This window comes from Delftia tsuruhatensis (genome assembly GCF_903815225.1).
GTDB lineage: Bacteria > Pseudomonadota > Gammaproteobacteria > Burkholderiales > Burkholderiaceae_C > Comamonas > Comamonas tsuruhatensis_A.
Genome location: NZ_LR813084.1, coordinates 2,915,677 through 2,931,343, shown reverse-complemented (window position 1 = coordinate 2,931,343; position 15,667 = coordinate 2,915,677). Strand labels below are relative to the sequence as shown.

Annotated in this window: 11 protein-coding genes; 2 read left to right on the top strand and 9 right to left on the bottom strand. The window is 66.0% G+C overall.

Annotation, left to right across the window (positions count from 1 at the left end; all coding sequences use genetic code 11):
* The first annotated feature begins 40 nt into the window (after positions 1–40).
* On the top strand, positions 41–2,257 hold the full coding sequence (locus L1Z78_RS13305) for a TonB-dependent siderophore receptor (RefSeq protein WP_234641950.1): 2,217 nt from the start codon (positions 41–43) through the stop codon (positions 2,255–2,257).
* A 51-nt stretch (positions 2,258–2,308) separates the two neighbouring features.
* Here L1Z78_RS13305 and L1Z78_RS13300 read toward each other — a convergent pair whose 3' ends face one another.
* From L1Z78_RS13300 to L1Z78_RS13290, 3 genes are read right to left on the bottom strand one after another with little or no spacing between them, the layout of a single operon-like run.
* A complete protein-coding gene (locus tag L1Z78_RS13300; protein ID WP_234641949.1) occupies positions 2,309–2,944 on the bottom strand; it encodes an IbrB-like domain-containing protein in 636 nt (211 codons plus the stop codon).
* Entirely contained in the window at positions 2,937–3,374 is a 438-nt protein-coding gene (locus tag L1Z78_RS13295) for a GNAT family N-acetyltransferase (protein WP_234641948.1), read from the bottom strand. The genes L1Z78_RS13300 and L1Z78_RS13295 overlap by 8 nt, the downstream gene beginning before the upstream one ends.
* Positions 3,371–4,597, bottom strand: a complete 1,227-nt coding sequence (locus L1Z78_RS13290; protein ID WP_234641947.1) for a DUF3440 domain-containing protein — start codon at positions 4,595–4,597, stop codon at positions 3,371–3,373. Before L1Z78_RS13290 ends, L1Z78_RS13295 begins: the two co-directional genes overlap by 4 nt.
* A gap of 277 nt (positions 4,598–4,874) precedes the next feature.
* On the opposite strand from L1Z78_RS13290, the gene L1Z78_RS13285 reads away from it, so the two are divergent.
* Positions 4,875–5,867: a Bug family tripartite tricarboxylate transporter substrate binding protein gene (locus L1Z78_RS13285; RefSeq protein ID WP_234641946.1), complete on the top strand. Its 993-nt coding sequence runs from the start codon at positions 4,875–4,877 to the stop codon at positions 5,865–5,867.
* A 90-nt stretch (positions 5,868–5,957) separates the two neighbouring features.
* Here L1Z78_RS13285 and L1Z78_RS13280 read toward each other — a convergent pair whose 3' ends face one another.
* The 6 genes from L1Z78_RS13280 to L1Z78_RS13255 all read right to left on the bottom strand — a co-directional run bounded on the left by L1Z78_RS13280 (position 5,958) and on the right by L1Z78_RS13255 (position 15,640).
* On the bottom strand, positions 5,958–7,061 hold the full coding sequence (locus tag L1Z78_RS13280) for an MBL fold metallo-hydrolase (RefSeq protein ID WP_234641945.1): 1,104 nt from the start codon (positions 7,059–7,061) through the stop codon (positions 5,958–5,960).
* Positions 7,062–7,185: 124 nt separating this feature from the next.
* Complete coding sequence (locus L1Z78_RS13275; protein WP_234641944.1) at positions 7,186–7,692, bottom strand: TssQ family T6SS-associated lipoprotein; 507 nt, start codon at positions 7,690–7,692, stop codon at positions 7,186–7,188.
* Positions 7,693–7,843: 151 nt separating this feature from the next.
* The gene (locus L1Z78_RS13270; RefSeq protein ID WP_234641943.1) at positions 7,844–9,925 is read right to left on the bottom strand and encodes a serine/threonine-protein kinase; all 2,082 of its coding nucleotides are present in this window, start codon (positions 9,923–9,925) and stop codon (positions 7,844–7,846) included.
* Positions 9,926–9,965: 40 nt separating this feature from the next.
* Complete coding sequence (gene tagF / locus L1Z78_RS13265; protein ID WP_234641942.1) at positions 9,966–10,730, bottom strand: type VI secretion system-associated protein TagF; 765 nt, start codon at positions 10,728–10,730, stop codon at positions 9,966–9,968.
* A gap of 18 nt (positions 10,731–10,748) precedes the next feature.
* A complete protein-coding gene (gene tssM / locus L1Z78_RS13260; RefSeq protein WP_234641941.1) occupies positions 10,749–14,357 on the bottom strand; it encodes a type VI secretion system membrane subunit TssM in 3,609 nt (1,202 codons plus the stop codon).
* Entirely contained in the window at positions 14,354–15,640 is a 1,287-nt protein-coding gene (locus L1Z78_RS13255) for a DotU family type VI secretion system protein (protein ID WP_234641940.1), read from the bottom strand. The genes tssM and L1Z78_RS13255 overlap by 4 nt, the downstream gene beginning before the upstream one ends.
* Positions 15,641–15,667: the final 27 nt, after the last annotated feature.

Genomic DNA, 15,667 nt, shown 5'->3' with positions numbered 1-15,667 from the left:
TAGATTTCGACAATCCGAGGCTATCGCCAAGGATTCCGAAATGATCAGCATTCGCATTCAAGACACTACACCGCGCCACCACGCTTTCGCGCTGCCGGCACTGCCCCTGCTGCTGTACGCCCTGTACACGCCCGGCGCCTGGGCCGCCACCGATACGGACACGACGCAACCGGGACGCCACGACGCCGAACTGGACACCGTCACCGTGCGTGCCCAGGCCGATGCCGCCGCCACGGAAGGCACGGCCCGCTATACCAGCGGTGCCACGGGCACGGCCACGGGACTGCAGCTATCGGCCCGGGAGACACCGCAGTCGGTCAGCGTGGTCACGCGCCAGCTCATGGATGACACGGGCCAACTGTCGGTCTCGCAGACCCTGGAATCTTCCGCGCCGGGCTTGTCCGTGAGCCGCAGCGACAGCAACCGCTTCCAGTTTTCCGCACGCGGCTTCACGGTCAGCAACTTCCAGTTCGACGGCCTGGCCTCGCCCATCAACGGCTTCTGGAATTTCGGTGCCACCGACATGGACACGGCCTTCTACGACCGTGTCGAGATCGTGCGCGGGGCCACCGGCCTGCTCAATGGCGCTGGCGATCCGTCGGCCACCGTCAACTTCGTGCGAAAAAAGCCCCTGCCCAGGCTGGGCGGCCATGCCGCGCTCACCCTGGGGCGCTGGAACCTGCGCCGCGCCGAGGCCGACCTGTCCCTCCCCCTGGACAGCGAAGGCCGTGTGCGCGGCCGCGTGGTCGCCGTGCACTCGGACAGCGACAGCTACGTCACCCACTACGGCCAGCGCAAGCAAGGCCTGTATGCCGTGGTCAGCGCCGACCTGACGCCCGCCACCCGCCTGCTGGCCAGCCTCGAATACCAGAAGAACACCAGCCCGGGCATGGGCTCCGGCTTTCCGCTGTTCTACGCCGACGGCCGCCGCACCGACTTCGACCGCTCGGTCGCCAACAACACGCGCTGGTCGCACTTCGGCACGGAGAACACCACGGCCACGCTGGACCTCAGCCACCGCCTGGACAACCGCTGGTTGCTGCGCGCCGCCTACAGCCACAACGAGGGCCGCTACGACATGCGCTACGTCTACCGTGGCGGCGCCCCCAGCGCCAGCACGGGCCTGGGCATGGCCAACTCCTTCATCAAATACCATGGCGAGCGCTCGCGCGACAGCCTGCACCTGGCGGCCAGCGGCCCGGTACGGATGTTCGGACGCCAGCACGAGATCGCCGTCGGATGGAACCATACGCGCGACGACATAGCCATGCGCCGCTATGCACCCGTGGGCAGCGTGCCGGCCACCGACAACTTCCTGGACTGGCGCAATGACACCTTGGCCGAACCCCGCTGGTCCGACGTGAGCAACGGCGGCGACGACAACCGCATGCGCCAAGGCGGTGGCTACGCCGTGGGCCGCTTTTCACTGGCCGAGGGCTGGACGGCCGTGGCCGGCGCGCGCCTGAGCCGCTGGTCCACGCGCCAGAACTACTTCGGCAGCCTGCGCGACTATCGCTACAGTAACGAGATCACGCCCTACGCCGGCCTGTTGTGGGACATCGATGCCCACCACACGGCCTATGCGAGCTACACCGAAATCTTCACGCCGCAGAACTACCGCGACAAGAAAGGCGGCATTCTTGACCCCGTCACGGGCCAGGCCTTCGAGATCGGCTTCAAGGGCGCGTGGATGCAGGAGCGGCTGCAGGGCTCGGCCGCGCTGTTCCAGACCCGCCAGGACAACCTGGCCCAAAGCACGGGCGAGTTCATCGACGGCACCACGGACCAGATGGCCTACCAGGGTGTCAAGGGCGCGCAGGTGCGCGGCTTCGACCTGGAAGTCAGTGGCGAACCCGCCAGGGGCTGGCGCATGGGAGCGAGCTACACGCACTACACGGCGCGCAGCGCCACCGGCACGCCGTTCAATACCACGCACCCGCGCAGCCTGGTCAAGCTCACGGCCATGCACAGCTTCGACGGTGCATGGCGGGGCCTGAGCCTGGGCGGCAGCCTGCGCTGGCAAAGCCGCATCTGGCAGAACGTGACCGACCCGCTGCGCCAGAGCGTGCAGGTCGGCCAGGGCAGCTACATGGTGCTCAACCTTGCGGCCCACTACCGCATCGACGCCACCTGGTCGGCCAGCGTACAGCTCAACAATCTGCTGGATCGCAAGTACTACAGCCAGATCGGCTTCTACAACCAGGGCTGGTGGGGCGAGCCGCGCAATCTGGCGGTGAGCCTGAAGGCGGACTTCTAGGGGGCCATGGGATCCGCCAGGCCACAGACACCGCGGCACGCTTGCGCGTCCCTACTCCCAGGATTTCGAGTAGGCATGGTCCCGGAACAGCTCAGGCAGGCCCGAGACCTGCTTGAAGCGCCTGACCTCATCCCCGTCCATGCCCAATTCACAAGCCACCTGCGCATCGCTCCAGCCCTGGCGGATCAGGGCCGTCACGATGTCGGTCATGGGCAGCACCGCATGTACGCCGCGCGCACGGTTGTGGCGTATGGTGGCCGCCATGCGCTCGCCCGGGCCGCCCCGCCCGGCGCGCACCAGGGCCAGGGGCAGATGACCATGCAGTTGCTCGCGGATGGCAGCCACCTCCCTGCCCAGGCGCTGCCGGTGAAAGCCGTCGACGACGACATAGTGCCCGTCCTGCGCATGCGCCACGATGGGTTGCGTGAAGCCGTCGCTGCGAATGGAATGCTCCAGCAGGCGCATCTCGGGCGGCGCCACCGCATTCGGGTTGTAGTCATTGCCCACCACCTGCTCTGCCGGTATCCATTGCACGCAGTCGGCCGGCTGGCCGGCAAACGGGCTGTGCGCGTGCAGCCCCCTTCTGAGCGCGTTGATGGCCACGATCCGATCGGCCAGGGGCAGCGCATCCAGTGCCTGAAACACAGCCTCGGCCTGGCGCAGGATGGGCTCGATCACGTCATTCATGGGCATTCCTCACAAGCGTCACCCAGCCACCACGGCGGCTGAGGACATGAAAACCGAAAGGTGCCAGCCATGCGGCACCCTCCTGCGGCACGCAGGCGCGGCAGGCCTGGCGCTGCGCATCGGCATGGGCCAGCACGCGCCGGCGCAGTTCCCGGAACAGGCCCTGCCCCCGCGCCTGCGGCAGCACATAGGCATGCCTGATTCGCATGCCGGCCCTGGACTGCTCCACGCTGATGAAGCCCAGCACCGCACGGCTGCCCGGCTGGCGCGCGACGAACCACTGGAACGATGGCCCGTCGTTGAGCGGGTAACCCCCACATTCCCGCCGCACGTCGGGACTGGCGAAAAACCGGCCCATGCAGGAAAAGAAGGCCTGCTCATCCTGTGCGGAGCGCAGGACCTGGAAATCGCAGGAAGTCAGCGGGCTCATGGGCGGGACTCCCCTGGCGCGCCAGCCAGCGTGTCCATGTCCTGCCGGGCAAAGCCGAAGGACAGCGAACGCGCCATGTCCTGCTTGAGCAGCGACATCGCGACGCGGCGCCAGGAGGGCTGGACCTTGCGGCTTTCCAAGGCCGGCGTGCCCGCGTCAGGCCATGCCGGCAGCGGATAGCCATGGACCTCCCACCAATGGATGAATTGCAGGATGCGCCGCTCGTACACGCTGCGCAGCGGCTGGGGAAAACTCCCCAGCAGGAACTGGCAATAGGCACGCCAGCTCTCGAAGGACGGCGGCAGCCCCAGCCCGCCGCGATAGCCGAGAAAGCGCTGGCGACAATAGCGCGCAGCATAGTTGGCGCCTGTCACGCGCTGCACCACGCGCGCCCAGGTCTCGGGCTCCAGTTTCTGGAACAGGTCCAGGCCCCTGCGCTGGTCATCGCCGTAGGGCTGGCAGATACGCATCTGGGAAAACGGCATGCCTGTCAGGTACATGGCGTCATAGATGCGGTTGTAGGCACAGCCATGCTCCGCCGTGTAGCGCCACAGATCCGAGAAATTCCAGTCGTAGATGGGAAAGAAGCTCACCACACGGCTGGCCGCGCTGTCCCTGGAACTCCAGGCCAGCGCCTTGCCGCCCGGCACCTGCCAGGCGCGCTTCTTGACACGCGCCTTGCGCTTGACGGCCAGATAGCGGTTGAGCGACTCGTCCGAGCGTATGCCCACGAGCATGGCCGTGGAGGCATCGCGCGCCAGCCACTCGTTGAAGGCCGGCACGAACTCCTCGAACTCCATGCGATGGCGAAAGAACGGGAAGAACTGCGGATCGCTGATGACGGCGCCATGCGTCGGCATGGGCCGTATCCAGTCAGCCTCCCGCCCCGGCTCCCAGGCACACCAGAACGGTTCCTGCAGGCTCGACGCGTTGCGCAGGTTCAGGGGCAGGCAGATCCACCACGGCCGGACGTCTGCACGGTCGAACATCTCGATGACATGGGCGATGGTGGCCCGGTACTGCCCTTCCAGGTCGATGAACAGCGCATGCACCGGCCCTCGCCCCAATTCAGCGGCCACCTCCAATGCCAGATGCAGCAGCACCGTGCTGTCCTTGCCTCCGGAAAACGCCACGCAGACCTGGTCGAAGTGCGCAAACACCAGCCGGATGCGGGCCCTGGCGGCCTCCAGCACCGACCTGTCGGAATACAGTTTTTTCGTCACGGCTTCATTTCATGCCGACGCCCACACCACCGTCCCGCACAGTCCACGGGATCCCGCGGGACCGTCTTTGCGCCGCATCATAGGCCGCACAAACGAGAACCATTCTCAGAAAATTCTGATAATGCGACCGCCGTCGCCCCAGGTCATTCACGCATCGAATGAAGTCCTGACAAAACATTGATTGACGTCAATGTCACCACCCCACAGCATGGGGCCGCCTGAAAAGCGCCTGCCACCGTCATGGCGCACGGCCAGAACATCGACAAGGAGACGACCCATGCCATACCCTCTTTCGCGCAAGCGATTCCTGTGCACCGCCGCATTGATCGGCGCCGCACTGGCCCCCCTGCCCCAGGCCTGGGCACAGGCCTATCCCACGCGACCCGTCAGGCTGGTCGTCCCCTTCGCTCCCGGGGGCAATACCGACGTGCTGGCCCGCATGGTGGCCCAAGGCCTGTCGGAATCGCTGGGCCAGCCCGTGGTGGTGGAGAACATCTCGGGGGCCAATGGCTCCATCGGCGCCAGCCGCGTGGCCTCGGCCGCCAATGACGGCTATACGCTGCTCTTCGGCACGGCAGGTACACAGGCCATCAACCAGAGTCTCTACAAGAACCTCAGCGAGAAGAACCTGGGCGACTTCGAATACATCGCCCTAGTGACCATGATCCCCAATGTGCTGGTCATCAACGAGGCGCGCACGCCCGTGAAGTCGGTCAGGGAACTGGTGGCGCATGCCGGCGCGCAGAAGACGGGCATGAGCTATGGCTCGCCGGGCAGCGGCTCCACGGTCCACCTGTCGGGCGAACTGTTCAAGACCGCCACCCGGCTGGACATGGTCCACGTGCCCTACAAGGGCAGCGCACCGGCCCTGACCGACCTGCTGGGCGGCCAGATCGACTTCATCTTCGAGAACGTCACGCCGGCCCTGCCCTTCGTGCAATCGGGCAAGCTCAAGGCCCTGGCCGTGACCTCGGAGCAGCGCCTTGCAGCCCTGCCCGACGTGCCGACCATGAAGGAAAGCGGCTACCCCGGCTTCGTGACGGGGACCTGGAACGGCGTGCTCGCACCCAAGGGCACACCGGCGGCCATCGTCAAGCGCGTGGAAGAGGCCACGCTCAAGATTGCGGGCAGCGCCGACTTCAAGACCAAGGTGACCGCGCTGGGCGGCGAAGTCCGGCCGCTGGATGCCAAGGCCTTCCGCGAATTCACGCGCACCGAATACCAGCGCTGGAATGGCATCGTGCTGGCAGCGAAACTGGAGAAGCAGTAGTCGCCCTGCACAGGCGGCAGCATCTCCGGCATGTCGATGTCCCCATGAAAAACCGGCAGGGCTGGCCCTGCCGGTCATGGTGCGCAGGCCTTACTTGCCCGCGGCCTTGGCCGTGCCCGGCTGGCGGGCCGATGCGTCGGACAGTGCCTGCGAATAGTCCAGCGGCAGCCAGCGGTAGGCCTTGCCGTTGGTCAGGACGCGCCCGATGCCGGGGAACGGCAGGTGGGCACCAGCCACCCAGGTGCCCGAACGCGCGGCGTCCTGCATGACCTTGGCGCGCGTGGCACGCGCCTGTTTCTGGTTGACATCGAATTCCAGCGCCACGGCCGGGTCCGCGAACTGCACGGTGTGGCTGTGGATCACATCGCCCCACAGCAGCAGCGTCTCGCCACCGGACTTCACGACAAAGCCGCTGTGGCCGGGCGTATGTCCGTTCAACGCCATGGCGCTGAAGCCGTCGAGCAGTTGATCGCCTGCCACGAAGGTGTGGAAGCGGTTGGACTGCTGATAAGGCGCCACGGCCTTGCGGGCCCCCGCGAAATAAGGTTGCATGGCTTCGGGGGCGGCCTTGGCGCCGGCCTCGGACAGCCAGAAATCCGCCTCTGCCTTGGCCACATGCACGGCCGCGCGGGGGAACGCTGCTTCACCCTGGTGCAGCAGGCCTCCTGCATGGTCGGGATGCAGATGGGTCAGCAGCACGGCCGTCACCTCCTCGGCGCCATAGCCCGCCGCAGCCAGGCTTTCCAGCAGCAGGCCGGTGTCGGCACCCATGGTGTCCGCGGCCCCCGTGTCCACCAGCACCACGTTCTTGCCATCGTCCAGCAGGAAGGCGTTGACCGCCGTCTGCACGCCCTGCTCCGACGGCTGGCGGCCCTGGCGCAGCAACTGGGCAATGGTCCCCGCCGGGCGCCCCTTGAGCAGCTGGCTGTCGATCTGCACCCTGCCGTCGTACAGCGCGGTCACGGTGTACTGGCCCAGCTTCATGCGCATGAAGCCCGGCGCCTGGTCGGTCTTGCTGACAGGCGCTTCGGCCGGCGCGGCCGCCTTGCCTTCAACACGGCCAGCCGTGGGCGTGCCGGAGCCGCCGGCCTGATCGCCAGCGCCGGGGCCCGTGCTGGCGCAGCCGGCAAGGAAGGCGGCCAGCAATACGGTGGCCGTGGAGGCGCGGATCGCGCCTTGGATTTTCTGGGACATTGGAATGCTCCTCATCGAGGAATGGGATGGAAAGTCTTTGGAAAGCGAGAGACACGCTCCGAGCCCATGCACGGCATGGCCTGGCACTGCGGCCACCATGTCGTGATGGAGGGCCTGTAACAGGCTATTTGGCGGGGCGTGCCTTGGTCTTGGCCTGCTGGAAGGCAGGGCCCCAGATAGGATGGCCACGTTCGGCTGCACTCAATACGAAGTCCGGCGACACCGCCAGAAGCCTCGTGAAAGTGCTCCTGCACGCTTCGAGATTGTTGCTGACGCAATAACTGAAGGCCAGATACTTCAATGCCCTGACTTTCAGCTCAGGCCATGCCCGGTCGAAGACCGGCTCCCTGAATATGCGGATGGCATTCGCATATTGCCCTTCGTTGTATTGCTCCAGCCCTGCGGAGAACCTGCGTTCCACCTCGGTCAGCCCCTGATCCGCCGGAGTTTCCTCGTTCACCCTCTCCGCACGCAACTCTATCGGAGGCGGGCTGGGCGGCTCCTTGCTCCTGTCCTCCGCCACGGCCTCTGCAGGCGTCGGCGCAGGTTCCGGCGAAGTGGCGCAGCCTCCAAGCGCCCCGACAACGATGGCACCCAGGCCGAGCACGTACAGATGTTTGAGTTTTTGCATTTTCTACCCTCTGATTCGCATGATTGGGGAAGCAATATCAATATGGCTTGCGCGAGAGGGAACAAAACGGCATATGCCATGGGGCGCAGCACGTTCTCGCACTCTTCTTGCGCAAGTCCTGATCAACTGTCATTGAGGTGGCCATACTAGCCTAGCGTGCATCGAACCGATGACTGATGGATACATTCTTTTTGTCGCCAATCGTGACTTCCCGATCATATTTGGAGAATTCATCATTCTCGACAACGACATGGTGCACTCCACTCGGCAGCCATACCCTGGTCAGCGGAGGAGAAACACCCAGGTCCTTGCCGTCGACAATCACGCGGCCCCAGGGCCTGATGGAGAGCTGCAGGAATGCGCCCGGCCCCTGGCCTTCTACCGATTTGGTCCGGGTGTCCTTGGGGGCCCCTGCGGACTCCTGGGCCGCGGGCTGCACGGTCGCATCCGGCGAATGGGCCGCACCGCCAGGTACCAAGGCGGGATTGGCACTGGCGACACCGGATTCCTGCAAGGCCTTCTTCTCCGCCCTGGCCTTTTCTTCCTGCTTGGCTTTTTCCTCGGCCCTGGCTTTTTCCTCGGCCTTGAGCCGCTCGTCCTCCAAGGCCCGGACCCGGGCTTCGGCCAAGGAGGCATCGGGCACCGCTGCGCCCCCCGGATCCGGCATCGCGGGTGGGGGCTCCTGGAGGACAGGTGCCTCGGGCATGGGTACGGGAGCCGGTGCGGCCGCGACCGCCGGCGGCACGGGCGACTGGGTGCCGGCCGGTGGCGCGGCCGGCGCGCGGTCGCCAGCCCCCATGGCCACCCAGGCCATGGCCGCTCCCAGGGCCAGCACGGTCAGGCCGCCCACCCCATAGACCCAGGCCTGCACGCCCCGGCCGGACGGGTTCGCGCCAGTGGCGGGCTGTGCCGGCGCCGGAGGCTGGGCCGGTGGAGGAACAGTCAGGACAGGGGCAGGCGAAGGCGAAGGCGCAGTTTGGGCAAAGCTCGGCTGCTGCGCGGAAACATTCGGCAATGGCGTGGCTGAAGGCTCTGCCGGTACCACCATCGGCCCGGTACCGGGCAGGGCCTGCGCCGACAGATCGGCGGTTTCCGCCACGGTGGGCAGGTCTTCGAGCAGCGAGAGACTCGCCTGCGGAGGCCGGGGCGCCAGCGGAGCAGCTCCCTCCCGGGCTGGGGCTACGGCCTCGGGCACCACTGTGTCGGGCACCGCGATGCCAGGTGCCGGTGCGTCGGGCGCCGGTGCGTCGGGCGCCGGTGCGTCGGGCACGGGTGCAGGCTGGCTGGGGGCCGGCTGGACCGGCGCCCGCGCTTCGGTTTCGGCCTTTCCATGGAGTTCGGCCACCAGGGCGGCGACGGAGGCAGGCCGTGCATCGGGGAACACCGCCAGGGCATGATCCACCGCCTGCGCGAAGGTCGGCGAGATCGCCAGCTCCGACATGGAGGACAGCTGCCTGAGCGGGTCCTTGACCAGCCTTGCCACGGAGGCCACGGGAGGTTTGCCCGTCAGGGCGAAATAAAGTACCGCGCCTACACCGTAGATATCGGTCCATGGTCCCTGGCGCATGGACTCGTCGTCCGCATACTGTTCGATGGGGGCGAAGCCAGGCTTGAGGATCACGGTCAGGGCCTGGGTCATGTCACCGATCACCTGCCTTGCCGCACCGAAGTCCAGCAGCATGGGCGCCCCCGAATCCAGCATCAGGATGTTGTCCGGCGACAGGTCGCGGTGGTAGCAGTTGCGCGAATGCAGCAGGCTCAACGCATCCAGCACGGGCGCCATGGTCTGCATCAGCCAGGATTCGTCCATGAGCAGCAGGGGCTCGTCCTGCCGCAGTTGCCGCAGGGTACGGCCCTTGCAGTACTGCATGACCATATAGGCCGTGCCATTCTGTTCCCAGAATCGGTGGATGCGGATCAGGGCCGGATGCTCGAACTGCGCCAGTATCCTCGCCTCGTTCAGAAAGCTGTTCAGGCCTGTCTTGAAAGTGCCCTCGTATTTGGGAAACCGCGGCTGCACCACACCTTCCGCATTGCGGTAGGCGATCGCCCCGGGCAGATACTCCTTGATGGCCACCGTGCGGCGCAGCGAATGATCGTGCGCGAGATAGACGATGGAGAAGCCGCCCTCGCCAATCACCTCCAGGATCTCGAACTCGCCCAGCCGCGTCTGCAGAGGAAGGCTCATGGGCGCGGGTGCGGCAGCCGCGTTCTCTTCAGGTTGTTGCACCATCTTCGTTTTTGCTCCACTTTGGGTTCCGCAGGTTCATCACTCAACCGTTTGCCCGGCCGAAAAGCCAGGTCATGAGGGGGCCGTCCAGTCCGGACTCATAGGAAAACGCCTTCAGCGGCGCGCCCGCGGCGCCATTGGTCCACCAGAGACTGGGGCAGTCCGGCCTTTGCACGATGCTGGCGACATCGGGCCAGGGATAGGACGAGGAGCGCGACATGGGCCGGGTATGCAGCTCGGAATCTCCGCCTTCGGCAGCCCATCCCGTGCCCAGCACATCCAGGATGTCCGAGGCCTGGCCGGGCTGCAGCGCTCGCAGGGTTTCCAGCGACAGCTCAGAACGCCAGGCCGAGAACACGGAGCGGATGGCGCTATCCATGGCATCGCGCGGCCAGACCCTTTGCAGGCCGGCATGCATTTGCGCCCCCAGCTGGCTCATGAGCAAGGGCAACTCCAGCAGCACGGCCGTGGCCTGCATGAGCACTTTCTCCGGAAAGGCATAGACAGCCACCAGGGGATAGCGCCGCCCCACCCGGTCACGGCTGGGTGCGATGCAGCCGACCACGATGGATCCCTTCACGATGTAGCGGGCCGGAATGAGGAAATTCCAGACCGCTCCCCGGTCGAGGCAATGGTTCCAGGCATCGCCGTGCAGCGAGCGCCCCTGGTACATGCCCACCTGCAGCCACTCCTCCAGCCGGACCCTCAGATCGCTGCGCGGCGTACTCCACAGAAAATCGCCGTTGCTGGGGAGCTTGCCTCCCCAGGCGAGTTCCACATCAAGGCTTTGGACAACTGGCTGGCTCATGCAGGGAAGGAACGAAGGTCAGAATTGGCTCGGGCAGCTGAACGTCTGCAACTGGGTCAGGCGAAACGGGTTCTGCACGCTGCCGGCGGTCACCTCGAACACGACGCGCTTGCCATTGACGTTGGCGGTGGCCGTGAAGGACTCGGGCCGGCTGCCGGCAGCGATCGTGAGTTTGTCGAAGAAGCGGTGCAGGGCCCAGGGACCGTCCGCGCTCAGCGCGCTTTGCCCACCGCCCTGCTCGCTCACCTGCAGCGATACCTGCTGGCGACCACGAGGGCCGGGCCAGGCGATGGACTGGTTGATCTGCGGTCCATGGGCGTAGCGCACCACGGTCCCATCCACGTCCAGCGCCATGCTGGCGATGGAGGCATCCATTTCGATGATCTTGATGTCCAGGCGCAGCTTGGGCATGGCGTCGCCCGCGGCAAAGAACACGCTGCGGATCGCGCTGGCCTTCTGGAAGGCGGTCAAGGAGCCATCGCCGCCGGAGCTGCTGCCGTCGATGTTCTTCTTGAAGGTCCATGTGGCCGTATCCACGATGGAGGCCAGGTTCTTGTTGAAGAAATCATCCATCAGCCCGCCCGCCGCGAAAAGCCGGGCGAAATCCTGCGGCGTGACGTCGCTGCTGGCGGCCCGATTGAGCGGATAGCGCCCCGCCACGGCCTTGCGGCAGAACTCGCCCACCGCCGTGTTCAGGCTTGCTCCGATCTGGCTACGCACCAGGCTGGTGGTCTGCTGGCTGCTGGTGGCCGCGATGGAGCCGATCATCTGGCCCAGTGGCGCCGGCAGGCGTGAAGCCTCGGTCTTCAGGCGGATGGCGGCATCCGGCGGAGGCGGCGTGGCCCCGGAGCGCACGGCGGCATCGGCCGCCACCAGCGTGCCGTAGTACTCGTCCAGCGTCTTCATGATGGCGTCTATGGGCATGGATCCCGGGTTTTGTGCTCCCGGCACTCCCACGAGGCGGCGCAGCGGCTCGAAATAGTCGTCGACGATGCGCTCCAGCTTCTGCTCGCCCGCGCCATGGGCCGCCGCCACCGGACCGATCACGCGCTCGATGTCGTCCCGGGTGTTCTTGATGTTCTGCCGGACCTTGTCCACCACGGTCTGCTGGCCCTTGTCGGCCTGCCGCAGCAAGGTCGTTTCCTTGACCACGCCCCGCAGGAACAGCGGCAGCGGCGAATCGGGGGCGGACAGAACGCTAAGCCGCTGGATGGACGCCTGCAGCGAGCCGCTGGGAATCAGTTGCATGTCCTGGATGTACTGGGCCCACACCTGCTGGTATTCGCGCAGGTACAGCATGCGGACCTCGCGCACCAGCTTGCCCTGTGCTGCATCGCCCAGCTGGGTCTTGATGCTCTGCGCGGGCAGACCCAGTACCCAGCCTTCGTCATCACTGATTTCCGTGACCACGCCGCCTACGGCCTTGTCGAAGAGATCCCAGTACCCCTGGTACGTGAACAGGCCTGGCACCCCGCGGTTCAGAGGCTGGCCGCTCTTGCGCGTGAACACGTTGGCGGCCTGCGGCCCCGACACATCCAGCAGATTGAACTCCCGCAGTTCATTGCGCTGCAGGCGGCTGCGCAGCCTGTAGTAGGCGCGCTGCGCCGTCGACAGCGTTGCCAGCTTGGTGCGCACCTGGGCCACCAGCGCGTCGTTGGCCGGATAGGGAGAGCTCACAACCCGGTCCGGAGAAAGCAGCGCCGCCAGATGCCGATCGATGCGCTCGAAGGTCCGGGTATCACCATCGGGCAGCAGGAAGCGCTTGAAGTCGGCCCCCACCCATTGCCGCAGGAAGTCCGCCGAATAGCGGTCTGCCTGTTGCAGCATGAGGTAGGCCTTCAAGCCCTCATACAGGTATTCGAGGTTCTCCACAGGGGGATTCCTCAGTTGCGCCTCCAGGCGCTTGGCCACCAGGGGCAGCAGGCCGTTTTGCAGCATCCGGTCGTAGGCGAGGTCCGCGGCCACGCCCACCTTCTCCCCCTGGTAGAGACCGTACTGGTAGGAAAGCGGGGGGGCGTTGCGCACGAAATCCGGCGTGTCGCCGACCTGCTCCACCCGGGTCAGCAGCCCCAGCAGGTCCGCCAGGTCATCGGCATTGCTGTTGTACTTGCCCGCCAGCTGCGACACGGCGCTGACGTTCTCCCCCACCTGGTCCAGATACTCCGTGTTGTGCCGGTAGCTCACGGTCCACACGCCGATGGCGGAGGCCAGCAGCAGGACCGACAGGGCGTACCCCAGGTAGGTCATTGCCCTGGTGCGCCGTTCCCACCGGAGATTGCGCCCGGCCAGATGGGCCTCCGTGAAGATCAGCTTGACCAGAAGATCATGCAGGAAGTAACTCTTGCCCCCGCCTTGCGGGCGCGTGACGGGGACCTTGCCGGCGGTATCGAAACGGCGGCGCAGCCCGCCCAGGATCCGGTCGAACACCGTACCTTCCTGCGTGCCGCTGCAAAAATACACGCCCCTGAGCAACGCCTGCCTGGCAATGCGCGAATCCGCGAATATGAACTCCACGGCCTTTCCGACACGCTCGCGCAGGCCGGAGAACTGCTGGGGAAATCCGTAGATGTAATTGCGCCGGCGCAGCTCCATCTCCTGCGCCAGATGCGCATCCTGCACGCTGTAGAGCGACTTCTCCAGGACCTGCCACTCCTGCTCGAAGGCCGCCAGCGTGGGCCGGTTGTTCTGGGCCTTCTCCGAATAGGGGAAGGTGAAGCCCCACACCTGGTTGCGCAACTCCTTGCCATAGGCGCCGAAGAACTCGTTGAAGCCGGCCAGCAGGTCGACCTTCGTGACCCACAGGTAGACGGGCAACTCGATGGCGAACGCCTGTTGCAGCTCCTGGAGGCGCTCGCGCAGCGCGTTGAAGTGCGCGATCAGATCGGGCTCCTTGAAGGTCAGCAGGTCCGAGGCACTGAGCGTCAGGATGATCCCGTTGACCGGCTGGCGCGGACGGTACTTCTTGAGCAGACCCAGGAAACCGCTCCACTCCGATTTGTCGACCTCCGTGTTGCTGTCCTGGGTGGCGTAGCGCCCCGCCGTATCGATGATCACCGCCTGGTCCGTGAACCACCAGTCGCAATTGCGCGTTCCCCCCACGCCCTGGAGCGCCGCCTTGCCGAACTGCCCGGCAAGCGGGAAGTCCAGGCCTGCGTTGATGAGTGCGGTCGTCTTGCCCGAGCCCGGGGCACCCACGATCACATACCAGGGCAGCTCATAGATGAAGCGCCGCCCCCAGGAACCCCGCCCCGATGCGCCGTCCACCCGCACGGACTTGAGCGTCTTGGCGGCTTCGGCAAAGCGCTGCTGAAGCGCCACGACCTCTTCGCTGGGCCCGTCCTTTCCGGTGGATCCGGCGGACTCCTTCATGCGGCTCATGTGTTCGAACAGGCGGCCGCTGATCTTCATCCGCCGCCAAAAGGACACCAGCAGCGTCAGCACATAGGCGGCAAGGATCAGCCCGATCACCCACCAGCGGACCCGCTCGGACTCCAGGGGGCGCAGCTCCGCGAATGCGAACAGGGGGCCGGCAAACCAGACGAAGAGCATGAGCGCGATGACACCCACGAGCACCCAGAAGGCCCGGCTCACAAAGAACCCGAAGAAACGTCGCAACCAGTTCATCATTTTCTATCCGAGCCAACCGGCACTGCGAACAGCACCACCTCCACACGGCGGTTGCGTGCCCGCCCCTCAGCCGAGCCATTGTCCGCAACCGGGCTTGCATCCCCCAGGCCCTGGGCCCGGACCCGGGCCGCAGCCACGCCACGGCTGCGCAGGATGGCAGCGACATGGTCTGCGCGGTCCTGGGACAGCTCGAAGTTCGAGGGGTAGCGCGCGGTGCGGATGGGAACGTTGTCGGTGTAGCCGCTGACCACCACATCGCCCTGCTGGGACGCAAGGGCATCGGCCACCCGTGCCAGCACGGGCAGGTAGGGTCCCAGAACCGTCGAGGCGCCGGAGGCGAAGAGCCCATCGCCCCTGAGCACGATGATGCTGCGGTCGGCCTCGTCCCGGACGGTGACCAGGCCTTCGCGGATCTCCGGTTCGAGAAAACCGCTCAACCTGATCGGTCCCGCCCGGGGAGCAGAGACGACAGGGGCATTCATCTGCAAGGCACTGATCCTGGCGAACACCGCATCCGAGCGGCCGGCCAGCGAGAACGAAAACCACAGATAGCAGACCACGCCCAGAAGACCCGCGACGCAGGCGACGACCCATACCGGAAGCAGGCGCCATCCCGAATGGCCGGCACCAGCGGCCCCCTTCCAATGTGGCGACAGACTGTCATCGGAGCCCACGCCCAGATCACGCAGGATGGACCACAGGCGCTGGCGCAGCGTCTCCAGTTGCGCACGGCCGTTGTCGGCCACGCGAAAGCGCCCTTCCAGGCCCAGCGAAATGCAGTAGTACATCAATTCCAGCAGGTCGCGGTACTGCTGGGGGTTCTGCGCGAGCTTGGACAGCAGCTGGAAGAACTTCTCGCCGCCCCAGGTCTCGTTGTGGAACGTCACGAGCAGGCTGTGGCGCGACCAGATGCCGGACCCGCCCCAGGGCGTGATGGCGGCGGACTCGTCGAGCAGGGTGCACAGGCAGTAGCGTGCGCCGATGATGGTTTCGGGAGCGATATTCAGCTCCCGTGCCCTGCGCTCGAACCCATGGATCTTGTCCACGAGGAAGTCGCGCAGCCCGGTGATATCCGCCAGCTGAGGCGTGCTGCGGATCTGCGGCACCAGGTTGAGCACGGGATTGGCGGCGATCACCAGCGGATTGGAGCCGCTGACCACATCCGGAGAGTCCAGCCAGGTGATCTCCTCCGCGCCATTGACGCCCTCCTCCGGGCCTGCGCCCTGCGGCCGCACGCCGGCAGGCCCCTCGCCCTCTGCAACTTGTTCTATTGGTCTGGACACGGCTGTGAGTATTTCAAAAGACTAGGA

Coding starts and splice junctions, on each gene's coding strand:
- L1Z78_RS13305 (WP_234641950.1), top strand. CDS start 41: ATGATCAGCATTCGCATTCAAGACACTACACCGCGCCACCACGCTTTC.
- L1Z78_RS13300 (WP_234641949.1), bottom strand. CDS start 2,944: ATGAATGACGTGATCGAGCCCATCCTGCGCCAGGCCGAGGCTGTGTTT.
- L1Z78_RS13295 (WP_234641948.1), bottom strand. CDS start 3,374: ATGAGCCCGCTGACTTCCTGCGATTTCCAGGTCCTGCGCTCCGCACAG.
- L1Z78_RS13285 (WP_234641946.1), top strand. CDS start 4,875: ATGCCATACCCTCTTTCGCGCAAGCGATTCCTGTGCACCGCCGCATTG.
- L1Z78_RS13280 (WP_234641945.1), bottom strand. CDS start 7,061: ATGTCCCAGAAAATCCAAGGCGCGATCCGCGCCTCCACGGCCACCGTA.
- L1Z78_RS13275 (WP_234641944.1), bottom strand. CDS start 7,692: ATGCAAAAACTCAAACATCTGTACGTGCTCGGCCTGGGTGCCATCGTT.
- L1Z78_RS13270 (WP_234641943.1), bottom strand. CDS start 9,925: ATGGTGCAACAACCTGAAGAGAACGCGGCTGCCGCACCCGCGCCCATG.
- tagF (WP_234641942.1), bottom strand. CDS start 10,730: ATGAGCCAGCCAGTTGTCCAAAGCCTTGATGTGGAACTCGCCTGGGGA.
- tssM (WP_234641941.1), bottom strand. CDS start 14,357: ATGATGAACTGGTTGCGACGTTTCTTCGGGTTCTTTGTGAGCCGGGCC.